Origin of the sequence: Streptomyces sp. HSG2, from assembly GCF_016598575.1 — a bacterium.
Taxonomy (GTDB): domain Bacteria; phylum Actinomycetota; class Actinomycetes; order Streptomycetales; family Streptomycetaceae; genus Streptomyces.
Window position 1 is genome coordinate 4590020 of record NZ_CP066801.1, and the last position, 23553, is coordinate 4613572.

Consider the following 23553-nt stretch of genomic DNA (forward strand, 5'->3'; position numbering starts at 1 on the left):
AGGCATGACCGACACCGGCCGGGTCCCGGGCGAGGGACAGCCGGAGAACGCAGGCATGGTCGAGCAGCGAGGCGCCCCCGCGCCCGACGCGTACCCCTACCTCTCCGAGAGCACATCCGAGGACGACGATCTGCTCCTGCTGCCCGGAGCGCGCGGAGCCTGGGGCAACGAGGTCGCGCCGCCCGCCCCCGAACCCGTCGTGGAGGTGCTGCCACCGCCCGCGCCCCGGCCCGCCGAGTCCGGAGCGCCACACGACACGGGCGCGAGCCGACCCGCCTCCCCCGACCCGGCGAACGTGACCCTCCGCCGCCCCCTGCATCTGGGACCCCTCATCCCGGACGCCTCCGCCAGCCCGGTCCGATCGCTCGCCGACCGCGGACCGGCCCGGCAGCCGATACGCGACACGCCGACGTCCGCCGAGCCCCCCACCGCTCCGGACGCCCCCCCCACGCCGCGGGATCCCGCGGAGCCCGGCCCGGATTCGCCCGAGCCCGGAGGACCGAAGGCCGTCGTGACGCGGCCCGAGCCCGTCCCCGGGCCGGTGCCGCCGGCCGCTTCGGGCGACGCGGCCCAGGCCGTCGTCGCGCGGGTGTCGACCGAGGCCGTCGCCGCGACCGGCGGCACGCTGACGGCGCTTCCCATGCCGCCCGGCGACACCTCCGCGCCCGCCGCCCCGGTACCCCAGGAGAAGACGGCCGACGGCGAGGAGGCGCCGCACGGAGCGGAACCTCCGGTACCGGAACGGTCCGCCCCCGCTGCCGCCGACGAGGAGGCGCGGCAGAGGGCGAACGCGGCGCCGCCGCCCGAGGACGTTCCGCCGCCCGAGGCCACGCGGACGGTGCCGGACCGCATGGCGGTCCGTGATCGAGCCCCCTTCGTCGACGTGCCCCCCGCCCTCGAAGCGACGACTCCGGCCAGCGCCCCGGTGGCCCCGCCGGCACCGGACACCGCCGCGCCCGAGGACTCGCGGACGGCGGTGGGTGGTCTCGCCACCCCCGGCACACCGGATGCCGACACCGGTGGCGACGACGCGGCGCCGGACACGGGCGCCGAAGAGCCGACCGGGACCGACGTGGGGGCCGGGGGGCCCGCGCTGCCTCCGGGCGCCGAGGTCCCGCCCGCACACCCCGATACCCGACCCCCCGATCCCGCCGACCCTCTCCCGGTGCCCTCGCGAGAGGAGCCCGAGCCCACCGGGCGCGCCGGGCGCGCCGGGGACACCGAGCGCGCGAGCGAGGCCGAGGAACCGCCGACCGACGAGCCGGCCTTGCCGGAGTCCGGGACGTTCCTCCAGAAGGCTCCCGCCCCGGAGCCCGCGGCGCACCCCGCACCGGGACCGGAGTCCACCTCCGTCCCGCTCGCCGAGACCGCGGCGGGACACGACTCGGGAGCCGATCGGGCCGGCGCGCCCATCGCCTCGACGGATCGGGACCCGGAGAGCCGGGGGGTCGTGCCTCTCGGCTCCAGCGCTTCGGTCGCCTCCCCGTCCTTCCCGGAACCGGCGGCACCCACCACCCTCCCGCAGGAGCAGGAGCAGGAGCAGGAGCAGGAGCACTCGGGCGACGCGGAGAGCGGGCAGGAGGCGCGGGCGCTTCCCGAAGCCGTCCGCGGCCCGGGCGCCGCCCCCGAGAGCGGTCGTCCCGACGACGCCCCACCCTCACCACCGACTTCGCCCGCCGCCCCCCTGCCGTCGGGGGAGCCGTCGTCCGACGCTCTCGACCGCGCCGACCTCCGGCCGCCCACCCCACCGGCCGACCGGACCGCCCCCGAGGGGCCCGATGCCCCGCCGGCCCGACCGGACCCGGAGAACCTCGCCGACCCCGAGGCACCGGATCGTGAGACGGCCTCGGGACCCCGAACCGGCGAGGAGTCGCCCGCCCCGGACGCGGCGGCCGACGATGTGCCGGCCGGTCCCTCCCGCGCCCCCGCCGCGCCCGGGTACGCCGATTCCGAACGCGAGGCGATCCTGCGCGTCATGCGGGAGCGCCGCGATATTCGCAACGGGTTCCGTGACGATCCCGTCCCCCACGAGGTGCTGCTCCGCGTTCTGGAGGCCGCCCACACCGCGCCGTCCGTCGGCCAGTCCCAGCCCTGGGACTTCGTCGTCATCCGATCGCCCGAGACCCGTCGCGCCATGCACGAGCTGGCGGAGCGTCAGCGGGAGGCGTACGCCACGTCCCTGCCCAAGGGGCGAGCCAAGCAGTTCCGGGAACTCAAGATCGAGGCCATCCTCGACACCCCGGTGAACATCGTCGTCACCGCCGATCCCACCCGGGGGGGCCGCCACACTCTGGGCAGGCACACCCAGCCGCAGATGGCCCCGTACTCGGCCGCGCTCGCCGTGGAGAACCTGTGGCTCGCCGCCCGTGCCGAGGGCCTGGGCGTGGGGTGGGTCAGCTTCTTCGACGAGCGCGAAATGGTCCGGGCACTCGATCTGCCCGAGCACCTGGAGGTCGTGGCCTACCTCTGCCTCGGCTATGTCGACGCCTTCCCGGACGAGCCCGAGCTGACGCGCGCGGGCTGGTCCAAGCGCCGACCTCTGTCGTGGGTGGTCCACGAGGAGTCCTACGGCCGCCGGGCGCTGCCCGGCGAGGACCCCCACGACCTCCTCGGCGAGACCGTGGCGCAGATCCGCCCGCTGGACGCGAAGGCGCTCGGCCAGGCGTGGGAGCGACAGAAGCGGATGACCAAGCCCGCCGGAGCCCTCGGCATGCTGGAGATCATCTCGGCCCAGCTCTCCGGGTTGTCCCGGCAGTGCCCGCCGCCGATTCCCGAGCCCGCCGCCGTGGCGATCTTCGCGGGGGACCACGGGGTGCACGCCCAGGGCGTCACACCGTGGGCGCAGGAGGTGACCGGCCAGATGGTCGCCAACTTCCTGAGTGGGGGAGCGGTGTGCAACGCCTTCGCCGCGCAGGTCGGCGCAGAGGTCTGCGTCGTGGACGTCGGTGTCGCCACCGACCTGCCCGCCACCCCCGGGCTGCTGCCCCGGAGGATCAGGCCCGCCACCTCCGACATGACGGCGGGGCCCGCGATGAGCCGCGAAGAGGCGAGGCAGGCGATCGAGATCGGCATCGAGACCGCCCGCGACCTGGTGTCCGCCGGCAACAAGGCGCTCCTGACCGGTGAGATGGGCATCGCCAACACCACCGCTTCCGCCGCTCTGATCGCGGTCTTCACCGGAGCCGACCCCTCGGAGGTGACCGGCCGGGGCACCGGGGTCAACGACGAGACCCTGGCCCGCAAGACCGAGGTGGTCCGGCGCGCGATCGAACTGCACCGTCCCGACCCGGCCGACCCGATCGGTGTGCTCGCGGCGATCGGCGGTTTCGAACACGCGGCCATCGTCGGGTTGTTGCTGGGCGGCGCGGCCTTGCGAACCCCGGTGATCCTGGACGGCGTCAGCGCCGGCGCGGCGGCCCTGGTCGCCCGCGCCATCGCCCCGGAGGTCCTCGCCGCCTGCATCGCCGGGCACCGCAGCGCCGAGCCAGGCCATGTCGCCGCGCTCAACAAGCTGGGGCTGCGACCTCTGGTCGATCTCGACCTCCGGCTCGGCGAGGGCACCGGGGCGCTCTTGGCACTGCCCTTGGTGCAGAGCACCGCGCGGGCCATGCACGAGGTGGCGACGTTCGACTCGGCCGGAGTCACCGAGAGTTGATCCATCCCCGGCCGGCCGGCCCGGTACGGGGCGTGCCCCTCCCCGGCGCGGGAGGGGCGGCGCGTCGGGGCGGTGACCGTCGGCGCGGAGACCCGCCCCTGCCGCGCCGGGGAGACCCGGCGTAAAATCCGCGGGTCAGGGTCGCTCCAGCGCCGTAGCGTCCGCCGCCACCGCTCGGATCAGGAGCAGTCCGCGTATGGCCGAACACCCCGCCTATCCCGTAGGTCTCCGCCTGGCCGGTCGCCGAGTGGTCGTGCTCGGTGGTGGGCAGGTGGCCCAGCGCCGTCTCCCCGCCCTCGTCGCGGCGGGCGCGGACATCCACCTGATCTCGCCGACGGCCACGCCGTCGGTCGAGGCCATGGCGGACGCCGGTGAGATCGTCTGGGAGCGACGGGGCTACCGGGACGGCGACCTCGCCGAGGCCTGGTACGTGCTCGTCGCCACCAGTGACCCGGAGGCCAACGTGGCGGCCTCCGCCGAGGCCGAGCGCCGGAGGGTGTGGTGCGTCCGCTCCGACGACGCCGATCAGGCCACCGCCTGGACCCCCGCGACCGGACACAGCGAGGGCGTCACGGTCGCCGTGCTGACGACCCGCGCGCGGGTTCGGGATCCTCGGCGCACGGCGGCCATCCGAGACGCCGTCGTCGAGGGGCTCCGGGACGGCACCCTCCTCGCGCCCCACCAGCGCGACCGGGCCCCGGGCGTGGCCTTGGTCGGCGGCGGCCCCGGCGACCCCGACCTGATCACCGTCCGCGGGAGGCGCCTGCTCGCGGAGGCCGACGTCGTCATCGCCGACCGTCTCGGTCCACGCGATCTCCTGGACGAACTGCCGGCACACGTCGAGGTGATCGACGCGGCGAAGATCCCCTACGGCCGGTTCATGGCCCAGGAGGCCATCAACGCCGCCCTGGTCGAGCACGCCAGGCGAGGCAGGTTCGTCGTCCGACTCAAGGGGGGCGACCCGTTCGTGTTCGGCCGGGGCATGGAGGAGGTCGAGGCGCTCGCCGCGGCCGGGATCCCGTGCACCGTGGTACCCGGCGTCTCCAGCGCGGTCTCCGTGCCGGGCGCCGCCGGGATCCCCGTGACCCATCGCGGTGTGGCCCACGAATTCACGGTCGTCAGCGGCCATGTCTCCCCCGACGACGAACGGTCCCTGGTGGACTGGCCCTCCATGGCGGGGCTGACCGGCACCCTGGTGATCCTGATGGGTGTCGACAAGATCGGCCGGATCGCGGAGACGCTCGTCGCGCACGGCAAGTCCCCCGACACCCCGGTGGCGTTCGTGCAGGAGGGGACCACGGCGGGGCAGCGCAGGGTCGACGCCACCCTGGGCACGGTCGCCGAGACGGTGCGCACCGCGAACGTGCGACCCCCCGCGGTGATCGTCGTCGGCGCGGTCGTCGAGGCCGGCCCCCCCTCCGGCGGCGCGCCGGCGCGACCTCCGCGACACTGACCGATCCGAGCCGATGGCTCCGTTCCAGGGACGAGGCAGCATCACCCCGTGGCCGATCTCATCACCGTCGACGACCCCGACGATCCACGCCTTTCCGACTACACCGGTCTGACCGACGTCGAGCTGCGTCGCAGACGCGAGCCGGCCGAAGGCCTGTTCATCGCCGAAGGCGAGAAGGTCATCCGACGGGCCGGGGCAGCCGGCTACGCGATGCGGTCGATGCTGCTCTCGGCCAAGTGGGTCGACGCGATGCGCGACGTGATCGACGAGGCTCCCGCGCCCGTCTACGCGGTCTCCCCGGAGCTCGCCGAGCGGGTCACCGGCTACCACGTGCATCGCGGCGCCCTCGCGTCCATGCGGCGCAAACCGTTGCCCGACCCATCCGATCTGCTGCGGACCGCGCGCCGAGTAGCCGTCATGGAGTCCGTCAACGACCACACCAACGTGGGGGCGATCTTCCGTTCGGCCGCGGCCCTCGGCATGGACGCGGTCCTCCTCTCCCCGAGCTGCGCGGACCCTCTGTACCGGCGCAGCCTCAAGGTCTCCATGGGCGCCGTCCTGTCCGTGCCGTACGCCCGCCTCGACATCTGGCCCAAGGGGCTGGAGTGGGTGCGCGCGGCCGGGTTCACGCTGTTGGCCCTCACTCCCGACGGAAAGGCCCGCACGCTCGACGAGGCCGCGCCCCACCACCTGGAGCGGGTGGCGCTGATGCTCGGCGCGGAGGGGGACGGGCTGTCCAGGCAAGCCCTGGTCGCGGCGGACGAGTGGGTCCGCGTGCCGATGGCCCACGGTGTCGACTCGCTCAACGTCGGAGCCGCCGCGGCCGTCGCCTTCTACGCGGTCACCGCGGGGCGCCCCACGGGCTGAAACGGCGCGGCGGGCCGTTCGACGCCGAGGCGGTCCTCGGTGACGATCCGAACCGCCGCCGGCCCGTCGGTTCGCTCCCCCTCCAGACTCCGGGCGTCGCGCCGGCAGCTCTGGGCCAGGGCGATCCCGAGCGCGACGAGAGCGGTCACCACCACGAAGACGAAGAGGCGTTGGCGCAGGAGCCGGGGGTTGGCCGGTCCACGCCACGCCCGCGTCGGGCGGGTCGCGCGGTTGCCCGGGGCACCGCCGCGCGAGGTGTGGCCGCCCAGGCCGGGTCGGGTGTTCCGTCCGGTGCCGCCGGGCGTGGAGCGGGGCGTCGCCGGCGTCGTCCCGTTGCCTCGGCGGCCGGCGCCGTCTTCGAGGGGGGTACTCCGCACGGGCGTGATCCGGCCGCCGCCTCGGGAAGAGCCTTCCCGGCGACGGGCACGCGGCGACGACGTGCCGGGCGGGCGCGTCCGCCCGGGTGTGGGGCGCGTGTCTCGGTCGCCGCGGGGTCCGGGGGTGCCACTCGTCGAGACTCGGACCGATGGCCGGTCGGCCTCCCGGCCACGCTGTGTGGGTGGACGCGCCTCCGTGATGCCCTGGGCCTCCCGTGCCGCGATCTCCTTCAACCGCAGGGACAGCTGAGGCGTGCCGGGCCGCTCCTGTGGGTCCTTGGCCAGGCAGGCGCGGACGAGGGGGGCCAGCGCGTCGGGCACCCCCCGCAGTTGCGGTTCCTCGTGCACCACGCGGTAGAGCATCACCTCCGAACTCCCGTGTCCGAAGGGAGAGTCGCCCATCGACGCGTAGGCGAGCGTGGCGCCCATCGAGAACACGTCCGTCGCGGGGGTGACGGCCGCCCCGCGGACCTGCTCGGGGGCCAGGAAACCGGGGGAGCCGACGGCGGTGCCGACGTGTGTGAGGGTCGAGGCGCCCGTGGCCCAGGCGATGCCGAAGTCGATGATCCTCGGCCCCTTGGGGGAGAGCAGGATGTTCGAGGGCTTCAGGTCCCGGTGGACGACTCCGGCCTCGTGCACGGCCACCAGTCCCTCGAACAGCGCGGCGCCGACCGCGGCGACGTCCGCCGCCGACAGCGGCCCCTCGTCGACCACCTGGTCGTGGAGGGAGGGGCCCGGGACGTACTGCGTCGCGAACCAGGGGCGGTCCGCCTCCAGGTCGGCGGCGACCAGGCGGGCGGTGCAGCCGCCCCGGATCCGTCGCGCGGCCGAGACCTCGCGGGCGAACCGTGAGCGGAATTCCTGATCCTCCGCCAGATCCGGGCGGATCACCTTCAGGGCCACCCGCTGCCCTCGCCTGTCCGAGCCGAGGTAGACCACCCCCATCCCGCCCGCGCCGAGGCGCCGGTGAAGCCTGAACGAGCCGACGACGCGCGGGTCCTCGCGCCTCAGGCGCATCATCGCCATGTCCATCCCCGCTGCCCGGTCCCTGTGACGTGGCACAGCTTACGTTTCCCGGGGCGTCGGCGCGCAGAGGCCGCGCCCGCTCGGTGCCGTCGCCCGCCGGGCGCGCCGCCGCCGCGCCGAGGGCACCGCCGGTGACCGAACGGCGGACGGCGGCGAGGAACGAGTCCCGGATCAACCCCGCGCGGGGGAAGGGTGATTGGTCGTGACGGAAGGCGACTCCGGCGGGTGGGCCCTCCCGCGCGCGGCCTCGACTCGTTCGAGACGGTAGGCGCGACCGTCTCGCGGCGTCGACCGGGCGCGAACCGTGAGGGAAGTCACCGATGTCAGGGTCGCGCCCGCCCGGCCTCCACCCTGGGGAGTACTCCCGGCGGCGCGACTCATCCTCCCGGAGGCCAGGGACGCGGTACGCGGGCATGACGCCCGACGTCTCGCGGCCCGACTAGATTCGGGATCGAGTGGCGGGCGCGCTCGGCCGGACGGTCGGCGCCCCGCCGCCGGCGGTGAGCGACTCGGTCCTACGCCGACCGAGTCCGAAGGAGCCGGACCGTACCGCGGTCATCGGCCCCGGGCCGCCGGCGGCCCCGCTCCCGTGTCGCGGCGACACGGGAGCGGCGGCCCGTGCGGGCGTCGTCCGCGAGTGTGGTGCCGGGGCGTCGAGCGGCGTCCCGGGCCCGGAAGAGCGGTCCGGGCGGAGCACCCACCCGAGAACCCCGTGGGGACGGGGGCGCGGCGGACGGCTCGGGTGCCGGCGTGGCTGGGGAGCCGCGCCGGCACCGCGATCCACCGGCACGACAGGGCTCCTGGAGTAAGACGCCCCTCGACAGCGGGAAACCCCCGGGTCGGTCACGACATCCGGGGGCCTCTCGAAGGGTGGACGATACTGGGATTGAACCAGTGACCTCTTCCGTGTCAGGGAAGCGCTCTCCCGCTGAGCTAATCGTCCTCGCGGCGCCGTCACTCACGGGAGTGGGGCGAGCACGTGGAGTGCGCGATACTGGGATTGAACCAGTGACCTCTTCCGTGTCAGGGAAGCGCTCTCCCGCTGAGCTAATCGCGCGGGGATCCTCGCGGATCAAGGCCCTGAGGGCCGGTGGACGATACTGGGATTGAACCAGTGACCTCTTCCGTGTCAGGGAAGCGCTCTCCCGCTGAGCTAATCGTCCTTGGAGGTGGAGACGGGATTTGAACCCGTGTAGACGGCTTTGCAGGCCGTTGCCTCGCCTCTCGGCCACTCCACCAGGAGCCGGTGAGCCGATGTGGCCCCCTGCTTCCTGGAGCGGACGACGAGGCTCGAACTCGCGACCTCAACCTTGGCAAGGTTGCGCTCTACCAACTGAGCTACGTCCGCCTGTCGTTTCGGTGCGCTCACGCGTCCCGGCGACGTGTTGAACTCTAGCGGATTCCGGGGCCAGGACAAAAACGCGTTCGCGCAGCGTGCTGCCCGCGGGCCGGTGCCCGACGGGACCGGACGGTCCGAGGAGGGACGGCCGGTTCGAGTCCTCGGGCCGGTCATAGACTCGACGACGTGCACGACCTCCCTCCTCTGGCCCGATTCGGCGACCGCCTCGCCACGGGTCTGCGCGACGTCACGAGCGACCCCATGGCCTTGGACTCCCGGGGCTTCTGGGCCGTCTCCCGCGATTTCGAGGGCGCCCTGACCTGCGCCCGCTTCGCCGATGTGCGACGGGAGCCGGTGCCGAGACCACGCCCCGGGGGCTGGATCGGGCCGCCCGTCGACGCCTGGACGTCCTCGCTCGACCGCGCTTCCTACACGAGAGCGGTCCGTCGCGTCCGGGAGCACATCGCGACCGGTGAGGTGTACCAGGCCAACGTCTGCCGGGTGCTGTCGGCGCCCGTCCCGGCGGACGCCGACGTGGACGCGCTGACGGCCCTCCTGGCCCGCGACAACCCGGCGCCCTACGCCGGAACGATCCGGCTTCCGGAGCACGGGGTCGAGACCGCGACGGCGTCGCCGGAGCTGTTCCTGCGCCGCGCCGGCCGCGTGGTGGAGTCCGGTCCCATCAAGGGGACGGGGAGGACCGAGGACGACCTGCTGGAGAAGGACCACGCCGAGAACGTGATGATCGTGGACCTCGTCCGCAACGACCTGGGGCGCGTCTGTGCCACCGGCAGCGTGAGCGTGCCCGAGCTGTGCGTGGTCGAGACCCATCCCGGCCTGGTCCACCTGGTCTCGACCGTGCGCGGCGAGCTGCGCGCCGACGCCACCTGGGGCGACCTGCTGGCCGCGACGTTTCCGCCCGGTTCCGTCACCGGGGCGCCCAAGTCCAGCGCCCTGCGGATCATCGAGGCCCTGGAGACGGCGCCCCGAGGCCCCTACTGCGGCGCGCTCGGCTGGGTCGACGCGGACCGAGGGGTCGGCGAACTGGCCGTGGGCATCCGTACCTTCTGGATCGACCGCTCCGGTGACGGGGGCGCGGTCCTGCGGTTCGGAACCGGCGCGGGCATCACCTGGGGATCGGACCCCGAGGGCGAGTGGCGCGAGACCGAACTGAAGGCGGCCCGGCTGCTCGCGGTAGCGTCGGGTGCGTACGCGGAGCGCGCCACGACGGCCCCGCCGCCCGCAGGTGTGGCGACCGGGTTCCCCGGTCACCGGCGCGAGACGTCCGACGGAACGACGTGAGGTGACGAACGGTGAAACTCTGGCTCGACGGCGCGCTGCGGGATCCCCAGGCCGCCCGCGTCTCGGCTCTCGACCACGGACTGACCGTCGGAGACGGGGTATTCGAGACCGTGAAGTCGGTCGATGGGCGGCCCTTCGCCCTGACCCGGCACCTGGATCGGCTGACCCGCTCCGCCCGCGGCCTCGGGTTGCCGGAGCCCGACACGGACGAGGTCCGTCGTGCCTGCGCCGCCGTGCTCGCGGCCAACCCGATGCCGCTCGGCAGGCTCCGCATCACGTACACCGGTGGGCTGGGACCGCTCGGGTCCGACCGCGGCGAGGACGGTCCGACACTGGTCGTCGCCCTGGGCGAGACGGTGCGTCGCCCGGACGCGACAGCGGTGATCACCGTGCCCTGGACCAGGAACGAACGCGGCGCCCTGACCGGGCTGAAGACCACGTCCTACGCCGAGAACGTCGTCGCCCTCGCCCGGGCGCGGGAGCTGGGGGCCTCGGAGGCGCTGTTCGGCAACACCCTGGGGCGGCTCTGTGAGGGGACCGGGTCGAACGTCTTCGTCGTTCTCGGCGGAGCGGTTCACACACCCCCGCTCGCCTCGGGATGCCTCGCGGGTGTGACCCGCGCCCTCACCGTCGAGTGGACCGGGGCCACGGAGACCGACCTTCCGCTGGAGGTCCTCAGGGAGGCCGACGAGATCTTCCTCACCTCGACTCTGCGCGACGTGCAGGCCGTGCGTCGGGCGGACGCCCGGGAGCTGCCGGGCCCCGGCCCCGTCACCACGAAGGTCGTGCGGATCTTCGAGGAGCGGGCCGCCGGTGACCTCGACCCCTGATCGGGCCCGCGACGACATCGCCGACGCCCGGTGGAAGCGGCAGGAATCGGGTCGTCCGCGCGCGGGTAGAAGCTCCGGGTGACCACCACCCTGCGACCGACCGAGCCGTTGTCGCGCACCGCCGACGGAGGACGCTCCCGTCGCTACCGGATCTGCGTCGACGGTCGCCCCGTGGGCTCGCTCCACCTCGTCACCTCCGCGTCGATCTCCCAAGCCGCCCGGATCGCCTCCCTGAGCGTCGACGCACCCGAGCGCCGGCGCGGCAGGGCCACCGTCGCCGCCCTCGCCGCCGAGGAGGTGACGCGGGAGTGGGGCTGCCGGGTCATCGAGGCGAGCGTCCCCGCGGAGGCAGGGGCGGCGCTTCGCCTGGCCGGCGCCCTCGGCTACACGCCCCGGGCGCGCCGGATGCGCAAACGCCTGGGCGAGACTCCGCCGCCCCTGCCGTCCGGCGTGGAGGGTCGGCCCATGACGGCGCCCGAGTTCGGCCCGTGGCTCGACCGGGCGATGGAGCGCTACACGCGTGCCCTGACGGACCAGGGCATGTCCCCGGCGGAGGCGTCCGCCAAGTCCGCCCTGGACCACGCGGCCCCGCGGGAGCACGGAACGCAGGCCGAGGGCATGCGCTTCGGCGTTCTGGAGAGCGAGGGCGACAGGGTCGCCACGCTCTGGTTGGGGCTTCGGCGGGACGCCGCCTACGTCTTCGACGTTCGGGTGGAGGACGGCCGACGCGGTCGGGGGCACGGGCGGGCCACGATGCTCCTCGCCGAACGTCTGGCCGTCAGCGCCGGCCGCAAGGCCCTCGAACTCAACGTGTTCGCGGGCAACACGCCGGCCGAGCGGCTCTACGACTCCCTCGGGTACGAGCCCGTCACGATCCACCTCGCCAAGCCCTTGGCCTAGCGACCGCGCGGTTCATCGGCGCGCCGGCGGCAACCGTCCTGTCGAGGTGTCAGGCGCTCGGGTCGACCGGCCCGGACGCCGCCGCCCGCGGCAGGCGGTCCGCGATCTCCTCGATCCGGCCCCGGAGACCGTCCTGGCTCCGGCCGCCGTCGAGGCGCTCCCCGCCGATCACGTAGGTGGGGGTACCGGTGACCCCGATCGCCCGGCCCTCCGCGTGGTCCGCGTCGACGATCAGGATGTGCCGCCCGTCGATCAGGGCCGTGTCGAACTCCTCCGTGTCCAGGCCCAGTTCGCCGGCGATCTCCACCAGCACGCGTTCCCCTCCGCGACTCAGCTCCTCGACGCGTGCGAGTACGGCCTCCACGTATTCCCATCCCCGGCCCTGCGCGGCGGCCTCCTCGGCCGCCTGCGCCGCGGCGAAGGCGTGCCGGTGCTTTTCCAGGGGGAAGTGCCGCAGCCGGGGTACCAGTCGGTCGCCGTAGCGGGCGCGCAGCGCCCGGAGGTCGTCCAGCGCGGTCCGGCAGTCCGGGCACTGCAGTTCGCACCAGACGTCCAGCACGATCGGGGCGGGGGTGGGGGAGTCCTTCATGGGGCCAGTCTCCCAGCCGCGTTTCCGGCGGCCGAACCGGTGTCCCGGCCGCCCTCGCCTCCACCGCCCCACGCCTTGGGCGCGTTCCGCGGTGGAGCGATCGCGAAGGGCCGGAACCCGGAGACGCCCCTGATCCCTCGCCGCCGGCGTGGCCCCGAGAGGTCCGGACGGTGCAGGATGGAGGGGACGGGGTGACCGTTCCCGCCATTCGCAGCCTGGAGGACCGGATGATCGCCGAGACCGTGTGTTCCGCCCTGGCCGCCGCGGGCCTGGGCATCGCGGCCGTCACGGCCTATCGCAGACGCTTCCGGGCGGCCACCCGCATCGCGGCCTACGCGCTGATCCCTCTGGGTCTGGTGATGACCGGCGTCGTCGACTGGCTCGCCGGCACCGCCTTCAGCCCCGTCGCCTGGGCCGGCTTCGCGGTGCTGGGCGTTTCCTGGCTGCTGTTCGTGACGCTCCGCCGGTCCGAGCGGCGGAGCGAGACCAGCGGGGCGAGCGGGCGGACGCGCGCTGGGGCTCGGGGCGACACGGTGGCTCCGGGGTCCTCCGCCCCCGCCGTGACACCCGGCGACCGGGGCCGGGCGGCCCCCGACACCGGCGCGTCCGGCGACGACGACTTCGGCGACATCGAGGCGATCCTGAAGAAGCACGGCATCTGACGTCGCCCGCGCCGTGCGGGCGAGTGGTCCGACGCGAGGACAGAGAAGGTCGCCGGCCGGTACGGAAACGATCGCAACCCGAACCGAACAGCGCTGTCGCGTCGAAGTCCGGTATTTTCCGGCTGTGCTGATCGCGCCGGAGGCGTCCGTTGCGCCATCATCACCCGCGAGATGCTGGATACGACACAGCCGAACACGGATGAGAGCCACGCCGCGCCGCAGCGTCACGAGTCGCGCGGCTGTCTCTTCGCCCTCTCCCAACCACCGTTGATGATCTTCCTTGCGGTGATCGGGAGCCTGCTGCTCATGGCTTCGTTGCACGATCTGCTGTTGCTGTGAGCCGTTCCCGCGTGCCCCGGCGACACCCGCCGGGGTCCGTCGGGCGGAGCCGGGAGACCCCCTGGCGCGTCACCCCGTGGCCCCTCTGCGGCGAGCGCGGTACGCCGCGACGTGCAGACGGTTGCCGCAGGTGCGGCTGTCGCAGTAGCGCCGCGAACGGTTTCGCGAGAGATCGACGAAGGCGCGCCGGCAGTCCGGTGCCTCGCAACGCCTCAGTCGCTCCCGCTCGCCCGCGACGAGGAAGAACGCCAAGGCCATCCCGCCGTCGGCGGCCAGATGGTCGGCGATCGAAGCCCCCGGGGCGAAGTAGTGCAGGTGCCAGTCGTACCCGTCGTGGTCGGTCAGCCGGGGAGTGGTGCCGGCGGCGGCCACGAGCCCGTTGACCACCTCGGCGGCGGCGCGTGTGTCGGTCGCCGCGAAGACGGTAGTGAACCGCTCCCGGATCCGACGCACCCCGGCGAGATCGTCTCCGTCCAGTTCGCTCACGTCGCTGATGGCGTGCGCTTCCACGAAGTCCCGCAACGCCGCGACGTCCGGCAGCCCCTCCGCGGGGGCCTCCTCCGGCGCCGTGTTCACCAGATCCACCACGGCGTCCAGCGCGCACCGGGTGTCGTGGGTGATCAGCAACTGTCGCTCCCTGGCCTCGGCCGGCTGGCACCGGCGGTCGCCGGTGGTGGCCGATGGTAATGGCTCCACGCCGCCGACAGCGCGATCCGGGAGGTTGCCGAGAAGGTCCCGCGAGGCCCGGTGGGGGAGCCGCGGGACCTTCTCGTGAGGGACCCCGCTCGCGAGGACGTCCCACGCCTCCTCGCGGAGGGCCCGCGAGGAGGCGTGGGGGACCTGTGCGGTTGTCCCTGCCCGAGCCGTCACCCCGAGTCGACGGCGTCGGGCCGGTCTGGGTGCTAGCTCTCGGCCAGGATGTGCGACAGCTCCTGATCGAGGTCGAAGTGCCGGTGCTCCGTGCCCGGGGGCACGGCGGCGTCGGTGCGCTTCAGGAAGGACTCCAGGGCCCGCGCGGGGGCCTCCAGCAGCGCCTCCCCTTCGGGGGAGCTCAGGGCGATGCAGACGACACCCTGACCGTGGCTGTGGGACGGCCAGACGCGGACGTCTCCGGTGCCGGTGGGGCGGTGGAGTCCCTCGGCGAGGAGGTCGCGGGCGAACACCCACTCGACGGTCTCCTCGGCTCCGGTGTGGAAGGTGGCGTGGACGGCGTAGGGGTCGGCCGTGTCGTACCGCAGGCCTGCGGGGACAGGCAGGGAGGACTCGCTCGAGACAACGAGGCGCAGGTGCAGCTCGCAGCTGACCGTGGTGTTCATAAGCGCCAGGGCCTTTCGCTCAGTGTGCGCTCGGGGATTCGCACGTCGGCGAAATCGACATGCCACCTACGGTGCCGTTGTAAACCCCTCTGAGTGTTTTGTGTGGGTTTACGTGACTCATCCGGCGGAGTGATCGTTGTCTGACCGCGGCCGATCCGGTGACTCGGAGGGCTCGGGTAAAGTTTGGCCGCATGAACACGGGGAGTAGCGAGCCGGGCGAGGTTGCCGTGCCGTGGGAACGCAGTGTGAGGGACCGGTCGGAGGGGGGTCGACCGCTGGGCTCGCGTGCGCCCGCCTTCGTCAAGGCGCACCGGCCCCTGCACGTCGCCTGGCAGGTCGGCGTCTTCGTCGTCGGTCTGGCCGTCGTCGTGACCGGGGTTCTCATGCTCCCCCTGCCGGGGCCGGGGTGGGTTGTGATCTTCTGCGGGATGGCGATCTGGGCGACGGAGTTCACCTGGGCCCAGCTCGTGCTGCGCTGGACGAAGCGCAAGGTGACCGAGGCCGCCCGACGGGCGCTCGACCCCAAGGTCCGCCGCCGGAACCTGATCATCACGGTGGTGTGCCTGGTGGTCGCGGGCGTACTGGCCGGCCTCTACCTCCGGGAGTTCGGTCTCGCGGCGCCGTGGGGGTCGCCCGGTCGGTGACTTGGTGCCTCGGTGTGGGCGTCCCCCATGGTCATCGGAGCCTCTGACATGGGGTAATGTTCTCCCCGTGCCCGGGCGATTAGCTCAGTGGGAGAGCGCTTCGTTCACACCGAAGAGGTCACTGGTTCGAACCCAGTATCGCCCACCGGATCACACGGCGGCCCACCCCGAACCGGGGTGGGCCGCCGCGCGTGTCGTGGATGCGACGCTTGCGCGGAACCCGGGATCGGGGCCGGTGCCGGATCCGTCGGGGGCGGTTTGAACTCCGCCCGCCGGGGCCTGTAATGTTCGGCGCGTGCCCGGGCGATTAGCTCAGTGGGAGAGCGCTTCGTTCACACCGAAGAGGTCACTGGTTCGAACCCAGTATCGCCCACCCCGGAGAGGCCGGACCGTTCCCGACGGTCCGGCCTTCGTGTGTTCCCCATCCCGTGGGCCGCGACGCGGCGAGAGGCGTGGTCGGCCCCGACCTCGTCCCTCCTGGCGTGGTCGACGCGTCGTCCGTCGCCGCGGCCCGGGGGGTTTCCACCCGCGCGGGCGGAGTCCAAGTGACGCCGGTCGCCGCCTGGCCGGCGCGGGACCGCCCGAAGCCTGTGACTCCGGTGCCGGGTCGCGGTGTCGAGGCGCGGCGTGGAGAGGTCCGCCCGGTCCTCCGCGGCGGGGGCGGTCGGTCCGGTGGCCGGGGCGAACCGTTTGGCCGTCGACGGACCCGGGTCGGTACGATCCTGTGCATGCGCGCGCCCCGGTACGGTGCCGCGGCCCCACTTCAGTCAGGAGAGACCGGTGTCAGACGTCCGTGTGATCATCCAACGCGATTCCGAGCGGGAAGAGCGCGTGGTGACGACGGGCACCACGGCCGCCGACCTCTTCACCGGCGAGCGCGCGATCATCGCCGCGCGTGTGGCGGGCGACCTCAAGGACTTGGCGTACGAGGTGACGGACGGCGACGTCGTCGAGGGTGTGGAGATCTCCTCGGCGGACGGCCTGGACATCCTGCGCCACTCCACCGCGCACGTCATGGCCCAGGCGGTGCAGGAACTGTTCCCCGAGGCCAAGCTGGGCATCGGTCCACCCGTCCGGGACGGCTTCTACTACGACTTCGACGTGGCCAGGCCGTTCCACCCTGACGACCTCAAGGCCATCGAGAAGAAGATGCAGGAGATCCAGAAACGCGGCCAGCGCTTCGCGCGCCGTGTCGTCACCGACCAGCAAGCGCGGGAGGAACTGGCCGAGGAGCCCTACAAGTTGGAGCTCATCGGCCTCAAGGGCGCCGCGTCCCACGACGACGGCGCCGACGTCGAGGTCGGCGCGGGCGAGCTGACGATCTACGACAACGTCGATCCCAGGACCGGCGAGGTCTGCTGGAAGGACCTGTGTCGCGGTCCCCACCTGCCCAGCACGCGGAACATCCCCGCGTTCAAGCTGATGCGCAACGCCGCCGCGTACTGGCGCGGCAGCGAGAAGAACCCCATGCTCCAGCGGCTCTACGGCACCGCCTGGCCGTCGAAGGACGAGCTGAAGGCGCACCTGGAGTTCCTCGCCGAGGCCGAGAAGAGGGATCACCGCAGACTGGGCCACGAACTCGACCTGTTCTCCGTGCCCGAGCAGATCGGCTCCGGGCTCGCGGTCTTCCATCCCAAGGGCGGCATCGTGCGTCGGGTCATGGAGGACTACTCCCGCCGTCGCCACGAGGAGGAGGGGTACGAGTTCGTCTACACCCCACACGCGACGAAGGGGCAGCTCTTCGAGACCTCGGGGCACCTCGACTGGTACGCGGACGGGATGTACCCGCCCATGCAGCTCGACGAGGGCGTGGACTACTACCTGAAGCCGATGAACTGCCCGATGCACAATCTGATCTTCGACGCTCGGGGTCGGTCGTACCGGGAACTCCCGCTGAGATTCTTCGAGTTCGGCACCGTCTACCGCTACGAGAAGTCGGGGGTCGTCCACGGCCTGACACGGGCGCGGGGCTTCACCCAGGACGACGCGCACATCTACTGCACCAAGGGCCAGATGGCCGAGGAGCTGGACAGGACGCTGACGTTCGTCCTGAACCTGCTCCGCGACTACGGCCTGGAGGACTTCTACCTGGAGCTGTCGACGAAGGACGAGACGAAGTTCGTCGGCTCCGACGAGGCGTGGGAGGAGGCGACCGCGGTGCTCCGGCAGGTGGCGGAGAAGCAGGGGCTGCCGCTGGTCCCCGATCCCGGTGGCGCCGCCTTCTACGGGCCGAAGATCTCCGTCCAGGCCCGCGACGCCATCGGCCGGACGTGGCAGATGTCGACGGTGCAGCTCGACTTCAACCTGCCGGAGCGCTTCGATCTCGAGTACACCGGTCCGGACGGCGGCAAGCAGCGACCCGTCATGATCCACCGGGCGCTCTTCGGCAGCATCGAGCGCTTCTTCGCCGTGCTCCTGGAGCACTACGCGGGGGCGATGCCGCCCTGGCTCGCCCCGGTGCAGGCGGTCGGCATCCCGGTCGGCGACACGCACGTCGAGTATCTGCGCGGGTTCGCCGCCGAGGCCAAGAGCCGCGGACTGCGGGTCGAGGTCGACGCCTCATCGGACCGGATGCAGAAGAAGATCAGGAATCACCAGAAGCAGAAGGTCCCCTTCATGATCATTGTCGGTGACGACGACATGAACGCGGGCACGGTTTCCTTCCGGTACCGGGACGGCTCCCAGGAGAACGGGCTCGCGCGGGAGCACGCGCTGACCAAGCTCCTGGACGTCGTGGAGCGGCGCGTCCAGGTGTGAGACGAGGCCCCCGGCGCGCCGGGGGCCTTCGCCCGCCGATCGGGTGAAGCCATATGCTTCCCGCATGACGAGTGAGCCGGAGCAGCAGTGGGGAGTCGGAACCCAGGACGCGTTCCAGCGTCTGTGGACGCCCCATCGGATGGCCTACATCCAGGGCGAGGGCAAGCCGAGCGGTCCCGGGGCCGACGACGGATGCCCCTTCTGCTCCATCCCCGCCAAATCGGACGAGGACAGTCTGATCGTCCGACGCGGGGAGCACGCCTACGCGGTGCTCAACCTCTACCCGTACAACGGAGGGCATCTGATGACCGTGCCCTACCGTCACGTGGCCGACTTCACCGAGCTGACCACGGCGGAGACGATCGAGGTCGCGGAGTTGACCAAGCAGGCGATGACGGCTCTCCGCACGGCCTCCGGGGCCCACGGATTCAACATCGGCATGAACCAGGGGGCGGTGGCCGGCGCCGGTATCGCGGCCCATCTGCACCAGCACATCGTCCCCCGATGGGGCGGTGACACGAACTTCCTGCCGGTCGTGGCCCATACCAGGGTCCTGCCGCAGCTCTTGGGCGACACCCGCCGGATGCTCACGGAGGCGTGGCCGACACCATGACCGGGTAGGAGCGCGGGCGGTATCAGGCGTTGTAGACGTCCGCCTTCCTCGGTGACACCTCCTGTACCAGTCCGCTGAGCACCGAGGATCGGGTGCCGAACTTCTCCGTGTCGGCGCCGTTCTCCTCCAGGACACGCAGCGCGGCGGCGTGTACCACCCGGAGCACCGGTGTCGCCGTGCGCAGGGCGTCGTCCGTCATGAAGCGGTGCCGCCAGGGCTGGTCGGCCCACGCGTGCCGGAGCCCGAACGGCTCGGGCAGCGTGATACCGCCACCGAGCCAGTTCAGCAACGGCGGGTACCAGCTCAGCGGCGCCCGCACGGCGAGCCGCACCACCTCCGGGGCGGTGACGAGCGGCAGCATCACCTTGCGGTTCTCCCAGGGCTTGAACGACTTGGCGACCTCCTTGGACGGGGCCTCGGGCTTGCCGGTGAACAGCCCGTTCACCGGCCCCAGCGCGTGTCCGGTGACCTCGATCCGCAGGGTGGAGTGGAGTACTGTCACCGTGATCAACATGGTGACGACCAACTGCCCGTCCCACAGCGTCCACTGCACGCCCAGGTAGTGCCGGTCTCCGGCCCCGAACTGCTGCTTGTTGCAGATCTCCTGAACCGCGTGCGGCTTGACCTGGTAGGCCTCGACGTCCGTGCCCTCCGGGCGGGAGATCGCGGTGGCGTTCTCGCCGATCGGGGTGACGATCCAGTGGCGGACGGAAGGCTTGGGAAATCCTCCCGTGTTCAACGGGCCGCGCTCCAACATGGAGAGCTGGTCCTGGATGGCCCGTACCACGTCCCAGCTCCGGAAGGGATGGATCTCCCGGTCGGGGTCGGCGGGCACGAGGTCCTCGGCCAACTGCCAGTCGCACCAACGTGTGCCCATGCCCAGGATGCCCTTGGGCCCGGCGTAGAAGACCGAGTTGGACTGCTGTTCCGCCCCGAGCCGGGCCAGCGACTGTCGCAACTGCTCGGCAGCGGTCTCGTTCGGGTCGCTGGGCACCGCCTCCGGCACCTTGGCGCCCACGCTCCCGCCCGACAACAGGCCGTCCCAGCGATCCCGCAGATCCGCGGCGCTGCTCTCACAGATCCGCTTGGCCCAGTACCAGCCCACCACCGGCATCACCACCGCGGCGCGCACGTACCAGCCGGCGAGACCGACGAGGGGCAGCTTGAGCACGAACAGGACGGCCAACACCCCCAACCCGACCAGTACGGCCGTGGTCAGCGCCCCCGTCCGCCGGTCGTCGGTCCTGGACACCGTAGCGCGGAGCTGGAAGACCAACAGCCATACCAGTGTGCCCGGGAGAAACAGCAGCCCACAGAGCACGGCGACCCAGGTGAGACGGCGGTCCCGCTCCCGGCGGAGGTGTTGGGCCGCCAGGCAGTGCTCGACCACCACATGCGGCTCGGTGCCGAAGGACTGGACCAGCGGGTCGCGTCCGGCCCCGAGCATCCGGTCGATCACCGCACGGGAGAAGGCCTCGCCGAGGTTGGGCCGGCACAGGCTCGCCCAAGGGCGGCCGGGCTTGACCTTCGTCCGGTGCCACTCGTTGTCGGCCTTCGTGATGTCCTCGACCGGGTTGTCCCGGTAGGCCGCCGACGCAAGGGCGAAGGTGGCCGTCTGGCTCGTGTCGCCCGTGCGTGGCACCTGAGGACCGAAGAAGTCCGCGTAGCCGTTGTCCACGGTCAATCCCGCCCCCGATCGCAGCCGCACCCGCTCCTGCGGGCCTTCCCGATTTCCGCGCTCCGCACACCTGTTGATCAGGTCGACAGGGTATCGGGGACCGCGGGCGCGCGTCGGCCGTCGACCGAAGCCGGCCGTCCTCGCGCCACCCAGGCGGGCCCCGCGTGGCGCGCCACGCCCTCTCCCGCCCGGACCGGTGCTCCGAGGTCTCGGCGTGAGGCACCTCGGGCCCCGCCTGCTCGGACGGCCCCCGTTCCCGTCCCCGGGATCGACCGCCGCGTGGGCCCGGCCCCCGGAGCGGCGGGCGCCTGGCTACCATGGGCCAGCCGGGGGCCAGCAGGGGCCGCACGGCGAAACCGACCGTCGGGAAGGCCATGCTGAACAAGTACGCGCGTGCATTCTTCACGCGTGTCCTCACCCCGTTCGCCGCGTTCTTGGTCCGCCGGGGGGTGAGCCCGGACACGGTCACGCTGATCGGCACCGCCGGGGTGGTGGCGGGCGCGCTGGTCTTCTACCCCAGGGGGGAGTTCTTCTGGGGAACCGTGGTGATCACGCTCTTCGTCTTCTCCGACCTCGTCGACGGGAACATGGCCCGCCAACTGGGCCGGACCAGTCGCTGGGGCGCCTTCCTCGACTCCACGTTGGACCGGGTCGCCGACGGCGCGATCTTCGCCGGGTTCGCTCTGTGGTACGCCGGTCGCGGCGACGACCAGCTGCTGTGCGCCGTGTCGATCTTCTGCCTGGCCGGCGGACAGGTGGTCTCCTACACCAAGGCGCGGGGCGAGTCGATCGGACTGCCAGTCGCCGTGAACGGCCTGGTCGAGCGGGCGGAGCGGTTGGTGATCTCTCTGGTGGCCGCAGGACTCGCCGGGTTGGACGCCTTCGGGGTGCCCGGAATCCGGTACCTGCTGCCCGTCGCCCTGTGGATCGTGGCCATCGGGAGCGCCGTCACGCTGGTCCAACGCGTGGTCACCGTCCGGCGGGAGGCGGCGGAGGCCGAGCCGGCCGCCGGGCGGGAGCCCCGGGGGAGCGAGGCGGCGCAGTGAACGCCCGCGAACGACTGGCCGACGGACTCTACGGGGCCGGCTGGAGCACGGTCAGGCGGCTGCCCGAACCGGTCGCCGACCGGCTGGGACGCGGGGTCGCCGACCTCGCCTGGCGCCGCCGCGGGGCGGGGGTTCGCCGGCTGGAGCGCAACTACGCGCGAGTGCGCCCGGAGGCCGGACCGGAGTCGCTCGCTCGGCTCTCACGTGCCGGGATGCGTTCCTACCTGCGTTACTGGACGGAGTCCTTCCGCCTGCCCGCCTGGAGTGCCGAGCGGATCCGGCGGGGTTTCGCACCCGACGATCTGCACCACCTCACCGAAGGGATGGCCGAGGGCGGGGGCGTGATCCTGGCCCTGCCTCACCTCGCCAACTGGGATCTCGCGGGCGCGTGGGTCACCACGGAGTTGGGGATCCCCTTCACCACCGTCGCCGAGCGCCTCAAGCCGGAGAGCCTCTACGATCGCTTCGTCGCCTATCGCCAGGGGCTGGGGATGGAGGTCCTTCCGCACAGCGGCGGCAGTGCCTTCGGGACCCTGGCGCGGCGACTGCGCGGCGGCGGCCTGGTCTGCCTGGTGGCCGACCGTGATCTGTCCGCGTCCGGGGTGGAGGTCGACTTCTTCGGCTCCACGGCGCGGATGCCCGCCGGGCCGGCGCTGCTGGCCCAGCAGACCGGCGCGCGATTGCTGCCGGTGACGCTGTGGTACGACACCTCGCCCGTCATGCGAGGGCGTGTGCATCCCCCGGTCGAGGTGCCCCGGTCGGGCGGGCGCGTCGCGCGGACGGCGGCGATGACACAGGCCCTGGCCGACGCCTTCGCGACCGGGATCGCCGCGCACCCGGAGGACTGGCACATGCTGCAACGACTGTGGGTCGACGACCTCGACCCGGCCAAGGCGCCGCGGGCGTCCGCCGGGGCCCCCGCTCGGCCGGGGCGGGAGGAGGCGTGAGGATCGGCATCGTCTGCCCGTACTCCTGGGACGTACCGGGTGGGGTGCAGTTCCACATCCGCGATCTCGCCGAGTACTTCATCGGCCTCGGCCACGAGGTGTCCGTTCTCGCTCCGGCGGACGACGACACACCACTGCCGCCCTACGTGGTCTCGGCCGGTCGCGCGGTACCGGTGCCCTACAACGGCTCGGTGGCCCGGCTCAACTTCGGATTCCTCTCGGCGGCCCGGGTGCGCCGCTGGCTCCACGAAGGCGCCTTCGACGTCGTCCACATCCACGAGCCGACGTCACCGTCCCTGGGGCTGCTGACCTGTTGGGCGGCGCAGGGCCCGATCGTCGCCACCTTCCACACGTCCAATCCGCGCTCCCGGGCCATGATCGCCGCGTACTCCATCCTGCAGGCCGCGCTGGAGAAGATCAGCGCCCGCATCGCCGTCAGCGAGTACGCCCGGCGCACGCTCGTCGAACACCTGGGGGGCGACGCGGTGGTGATCCCCAACGGGGTCGACGTCGAGTTCTTCGCCGGTGCGGAACCCGACCCGGCGTGGCAGGGAGGGACCATCGGGTTCGTCGGCCGGATCGACGAACCCCGCAAGGGACTCCCGGTGCTGATGCGCGCACTGCCGAAGATCCTGGCCGACCGTCCGGACACCCGGCTCCTGGTCGCCGGTCGTGGCGACGAGGAGGAGGCGGTCCGGGCCCTGCCCGATGAGCACCGGTCCCGGGTGGAGTTCCTCGGCATGGTCGACGACGCCGACAAGGCCCGCCTCCTGCGCAGCGTGGACCTGTACGTGGCGCCCAACACGGGGGGCGAGAGCTTCGGCATCATCCTGGTCGAGGCCATGTCGGCGGGCGCCCCGGTGCTCGCCTCCGACCTGGACGCCTTCGCCCAGGTCCTGGACGGGGGCGCGGCGGGGGAGCTGTTCCGCGCGGAGGATCCCGAGGCGCTGGCCGTGGCCGCCGTGCGTCTGTTGGGGAGTCCCGGTCGGCGTGCCGAACTCCGTCGGCGGGCGCGTGCCCATGTGCGCCGCTTCGACTGGTCGACTGTCGGTGCGGACATCCTCTCGGTCTACGAGACGGTCACGGCGGGCGCCGCGGCGGTGGCCACGGACGACCGGACCACCGGGCTGCGCGCCCGTCTCGGCCGGGCGAAGGACCGCGACGGCGCCCAGACGGTCCGCGCGGCACCCTCCGTCGCCGAGGACGAGCCCGA

18 protein-coding genes, 7 tRNA genes and 1 pseudogene are annotated in these 23553 nt (G+C 72.7%); 16 read left to right on the forward strand and 10 right to left on the reverse strand.

All coding sequences use genetic code 11. The annotated features are described in order from the left end of the window. Window positions 1-4: 4 nt before the first annotated feature. The 3 genes from cobT (at window position 5) to JEK78_RS19955 (ending at window position 5975) form a co-directional block, all read left to right on the forward strand. Window positions 5-3655, forward strand: coding sequence for a nicotinate-nucleotide--dimethylbenzimidazole phosphoribosyltransferase (gene cobT / locus JEK78_RS19945; RefSeq protein WP_200261546.1), 3651 nt, complete (start codon window positions 5-7; stop codon window positions 3653-3655). Between the two features lie 196 nt (window positions 3656-3851). Next, window positions 3852-5108 (forward strand): uroporphyrinogen-III C-methyltransferase, encoded by a 1257-nt coding sequence (gene cobA / locus JEK78_RS19950; protein ID WP_200261547.1) that lies wholly within the window; start codon window positions 3852-3854, stop codon window positions 5106-5108. 48 nt (window positions 5109-5156) lie between these two features. After that, window positions 5157-5975 carry an RNA methyltransferase gene (locus JEK78_RS19955; protein ID WP_200261548.1) on the forward strand — a complete coding sequence of 273 codons (819 nt, stop codon included), beginning with the start codon at window positions 5157-5159 and terminating at the stop codon, window positions 5973-5975. Here the strand turns inward: JEK78_RS19955 and JEK78_RS19960 are convergent. The 6 genes from JEK78_RS19960 to JEK78_RS19985 all read right to left on the reverse strand — a co-directional run bounded on the left by JEK78_RS19960 (window position 5942) and on the right by JEK78_RS19985 (window position 8726). Beyond that, complete coding sequence (locus tag JEK78_RS19960) at window positions 5942-7384, reverse strand: serine/threonine-protein kinase (RefSeq protein ID WP_200261549.1); 1443 nt, start codon at window positions 7382-7384, stop codon at window positions 5942-5944. The two genes, JEK78_RS19955 and JEK78_RS19960, sit on opposite strands and share 34 nt — an antisense overlap. 865 nt (window positions 7385-8249) lie before the next feature. Beyond that, window positions 8250-8321 (reverse strand) — tRNA-Val (locus tag JEK78_RS19965). A gap of 42 nt (window positions 8322-8363) precedes the next feature. Continuing rightward, a tRNA-Val gene (locus JEK78_RS19970) sits at window positions 8364-8435 on the reverse strand. Window positions 8436-8469: 34 nt separating this feature from the next. Then, window positions 8470-8541: transfer RNA gene (locus JEK78_RS19975), tRNA-Val, on the reverse strand. Between the two features lies 1 nt (window position 8542). Further along, window positions 8543-8616 (reverse strand) — tRNA-Cys (locus JEK78_RS19980). A 34-nt stretch (window positions 8617-8650) separates the two neighbouring features. Next, a tRNA-Gly gene (locus tag JEK78_RS19985) sits at window positions 8651-8726 on the reverse strand. Window positions 8727-8903: 177 nt separating this feature from the next. Between JEK78_RS19985 and JEK78_RS19990 the strand changes: the two genes are divergently transcribed. The 3 genes from JEK78_RS19990 to JEK78_RS20000 all read left to right on the forward strand — a co-directional run bounded on the left by JEK78_RS19990 (window position 8904) and on the right by JEK78_RS20000 (window position 11749). Further along, on the forward strand, window positions 8904-10019 hold the full coding sequence (locus JEK78_RS19990; protein ID WP_200261550.1) for a chorismate-binding protein: 1116 nt from the start codon (window positions 8904-8906) through the stop codon (window positions 10017-10019). A gap of 11 nt (window positions 10020-10030) precedes the next feature. After that, on the forward strand, window positions 10031-10849 hold the full coding sequence (locus tag JEK78_RS19995; RefSeq protein ID WP_200261551.1) for an aminodeoxychorismate lyase: 819 nt from the start codon (window positions 10031-10033) through the stop codon (window positions 10847-10849). Window positions 10850-10927: 78 nt separating this feature from the next. After that, window positions 10928-11749 (forward strand): GNAT family N-acetyltransferase, encoded by an 822-nt coding sequence (locus JEK78_RS20000; RefSeq protein WP_200261552.1) that lies wholly within the window; start codon window positions 10928-10930, stop codon window positions 11747-11749. 49 nt (window positions 11750-11798) lie between these two features. Here JEK78_RS20000 and JEK78_RS20005 read toward each other — a convergent pair whose 3' ends face one another. Next, window positions 11799-12338, reverse strand: a complete 540-nt coding sequence (locus JEK78_RS20005) for a DsbA family protein (protein ID WP_200261553.1) — start codon at window positions 12336-12338, stop codon at window positions 11799-11801. Window positions 12339-12565: 227 nt separating this feature from the next. Here JEK78_RS20005 and JEK78_RS20010 point away from each other — a divergent pair, with 227 nt between their 5' ends. Together JEK78_RS20010 and JEK78_RS20015 are read left to right on the forward strand one after the other, a co-directional pair. After that, window positions 12566-13000, forward strand: a complete 435-nt coding sequence (locus JEK78_RS20010; RefSeq protein WP_200264271.1) for a hypothetical protein — start codon at window positions 12566-12568, stop codon at window positions 12998-13000. A gap of 171 nt (window positions 13001-13171) precedes the next feature. Continuing rightward, a complete protein-coding gene (locus tag JEK78_RS20015) occupies window positions 13172-13339 on the forward strand; it encodes a hypothetical protein (protein ID WP_200261554.1) in 168 nt (55 codons plus the stop codon). A gap of 69 nt (window positions 13340-13408) precedes the next feature. Here the strand turns inward: JEK78_RS20015 and JEK78_RS20020 are convergent, their stop codons facing one another. Both JEK78_RS20020 and JEK78_RS20025 read right to left on the reverse strand, forming a co-directional pair. Then, window positions 13409-13966 carry a CGNR zinc finger domain-containing protein gene (locus tag JEK78_RS20020; RefSeq protein ID WP_200261555.1) on the reverse strand — a complete coding sequence of 186 codons (558 nt, stop codon included), beginning with the start codon at window positions 13964-13966 and terminating at the stop codon, window positions 13409-13411. Between the two features lie 275 nt (window positions 13967-14241). Next, entirely contained in the window at window positions 14242-14655 is a 414-nt protein-coding gene (locus JEK78_RS20025) for an SsgA family sporulation/cell division regulator (protein WP_200261556.1), read from the reverse strand. A gap of 191 nt (window positions 14656-14846) precedes the next feature. Here JEK78_RS20025 and JEK78_RS20030 point away from each other — a divergent pair, with 191 nt between their 5' ends. The 5 genes from JEK78_RS20030 (at window position 14847) to JEK78_RS20050 (ending at window position 18669) form a co-directional block, all read left to right on the forward strand. Next, window positions 14847-15299, forward strand: coding sequence for a TIGR02611 family protein (locus JEK78_RS20030; RefSeq protein ID WP_200261557.1), 453 nt, complete (start codon window positions 14847-14849; stop codon window positions 15297-15299). Between the two features lie 73 nt (window positions 15300-15372). Next, a tRNA-Val gene (locus JEK78_RS20035) sits at window positions 15373-15444 on the forward strand. Between the two features lie 156 nt (window positions 15445-15600). Beyond that, window positions 15601-15672, forward strand: a tRNA-Val gene (locus JEK78_RS20040). A 407-nt stretch (window positions 15673-16079) separates the two neighbouring features. Further along, window positions 16080-18056 (forward strand): threonine--tRNA ligase, encoded by a 1977-nt coding sequence (thrS, locus tag JEK78_RS20045; protein WP_200261558.1) that lies wholly within the window; start codon window positions 16080-16082, stop codon window positions 18054-18056. A 64-nt stretch (window positions 18057-18120) separates the two neighbouring features. After that, a complete protein-coding gene (locus JEK78_RS20050; RefSeq protein WP_200261559.1) occupies window positions 18121-18669 on the forward strand; it encodes an HIT domain-containing protein in 549 nt (182 codons plus the stop codon). Between the two features lie 22 nt (window positions 18670-18691). On the opposite strand, the gene JEK78_RS20055 is transcribed toward JEK78_RS20050, so the two are convergent. Further along, a complete protein-coding gene (locus JEK78_RS20055) occupies window positions 18692-20353 on the reverse strand; it encodes a hypothetical protein (RefSeq protein WP_200264272.1) in 1662 nt (553 codons plus the stop codon). Window positions 20354-20664: 311 nt separating this feature from the next. On the opposite strand from JEK78_RS20055, the gene pgsA reads away from it, so the two are divergent. The 3 genes and pseudogenes from pgsA to JEK78_RS20070 form a co-directional block, all read left to right on the forward strand. Then, complete coding sequence (pgsA, locus tag JEK78_RS20060) at window positions 20665-21393, forward strand: phosphatidylinositol phosphate synthase (RefSeq protein ID WP_200261560.1); 729 nt, start codon at window positions 20665-20667, stop codon at window positions 21391-21393. Beyond that, entirely contained in the window at window positions 21390-22340 is a 951-nt protein-coding gene (locus JEK78_RS20065; protein ID WP_200261561.1) for a phosphatidylinositol mannoside acyltransferase, read from the forward strand. Before pgsA ends, JEK78_RS20065 begins: the two co-directional genes overlap by 4 nt. Then, window positions 22337-23497, forward strand: a pseudogene (locus JEK78_RS20070) (glycosyltransferase family 4 protein); the annotation flags it as partial. The gene JEK78_RS20065 and the pseudogene JEK78_RS20070, both read left to right, overlap by 4 nt. Between the last annotated feature and the right edge of the window lie 56 nt (window positions 23498-23553).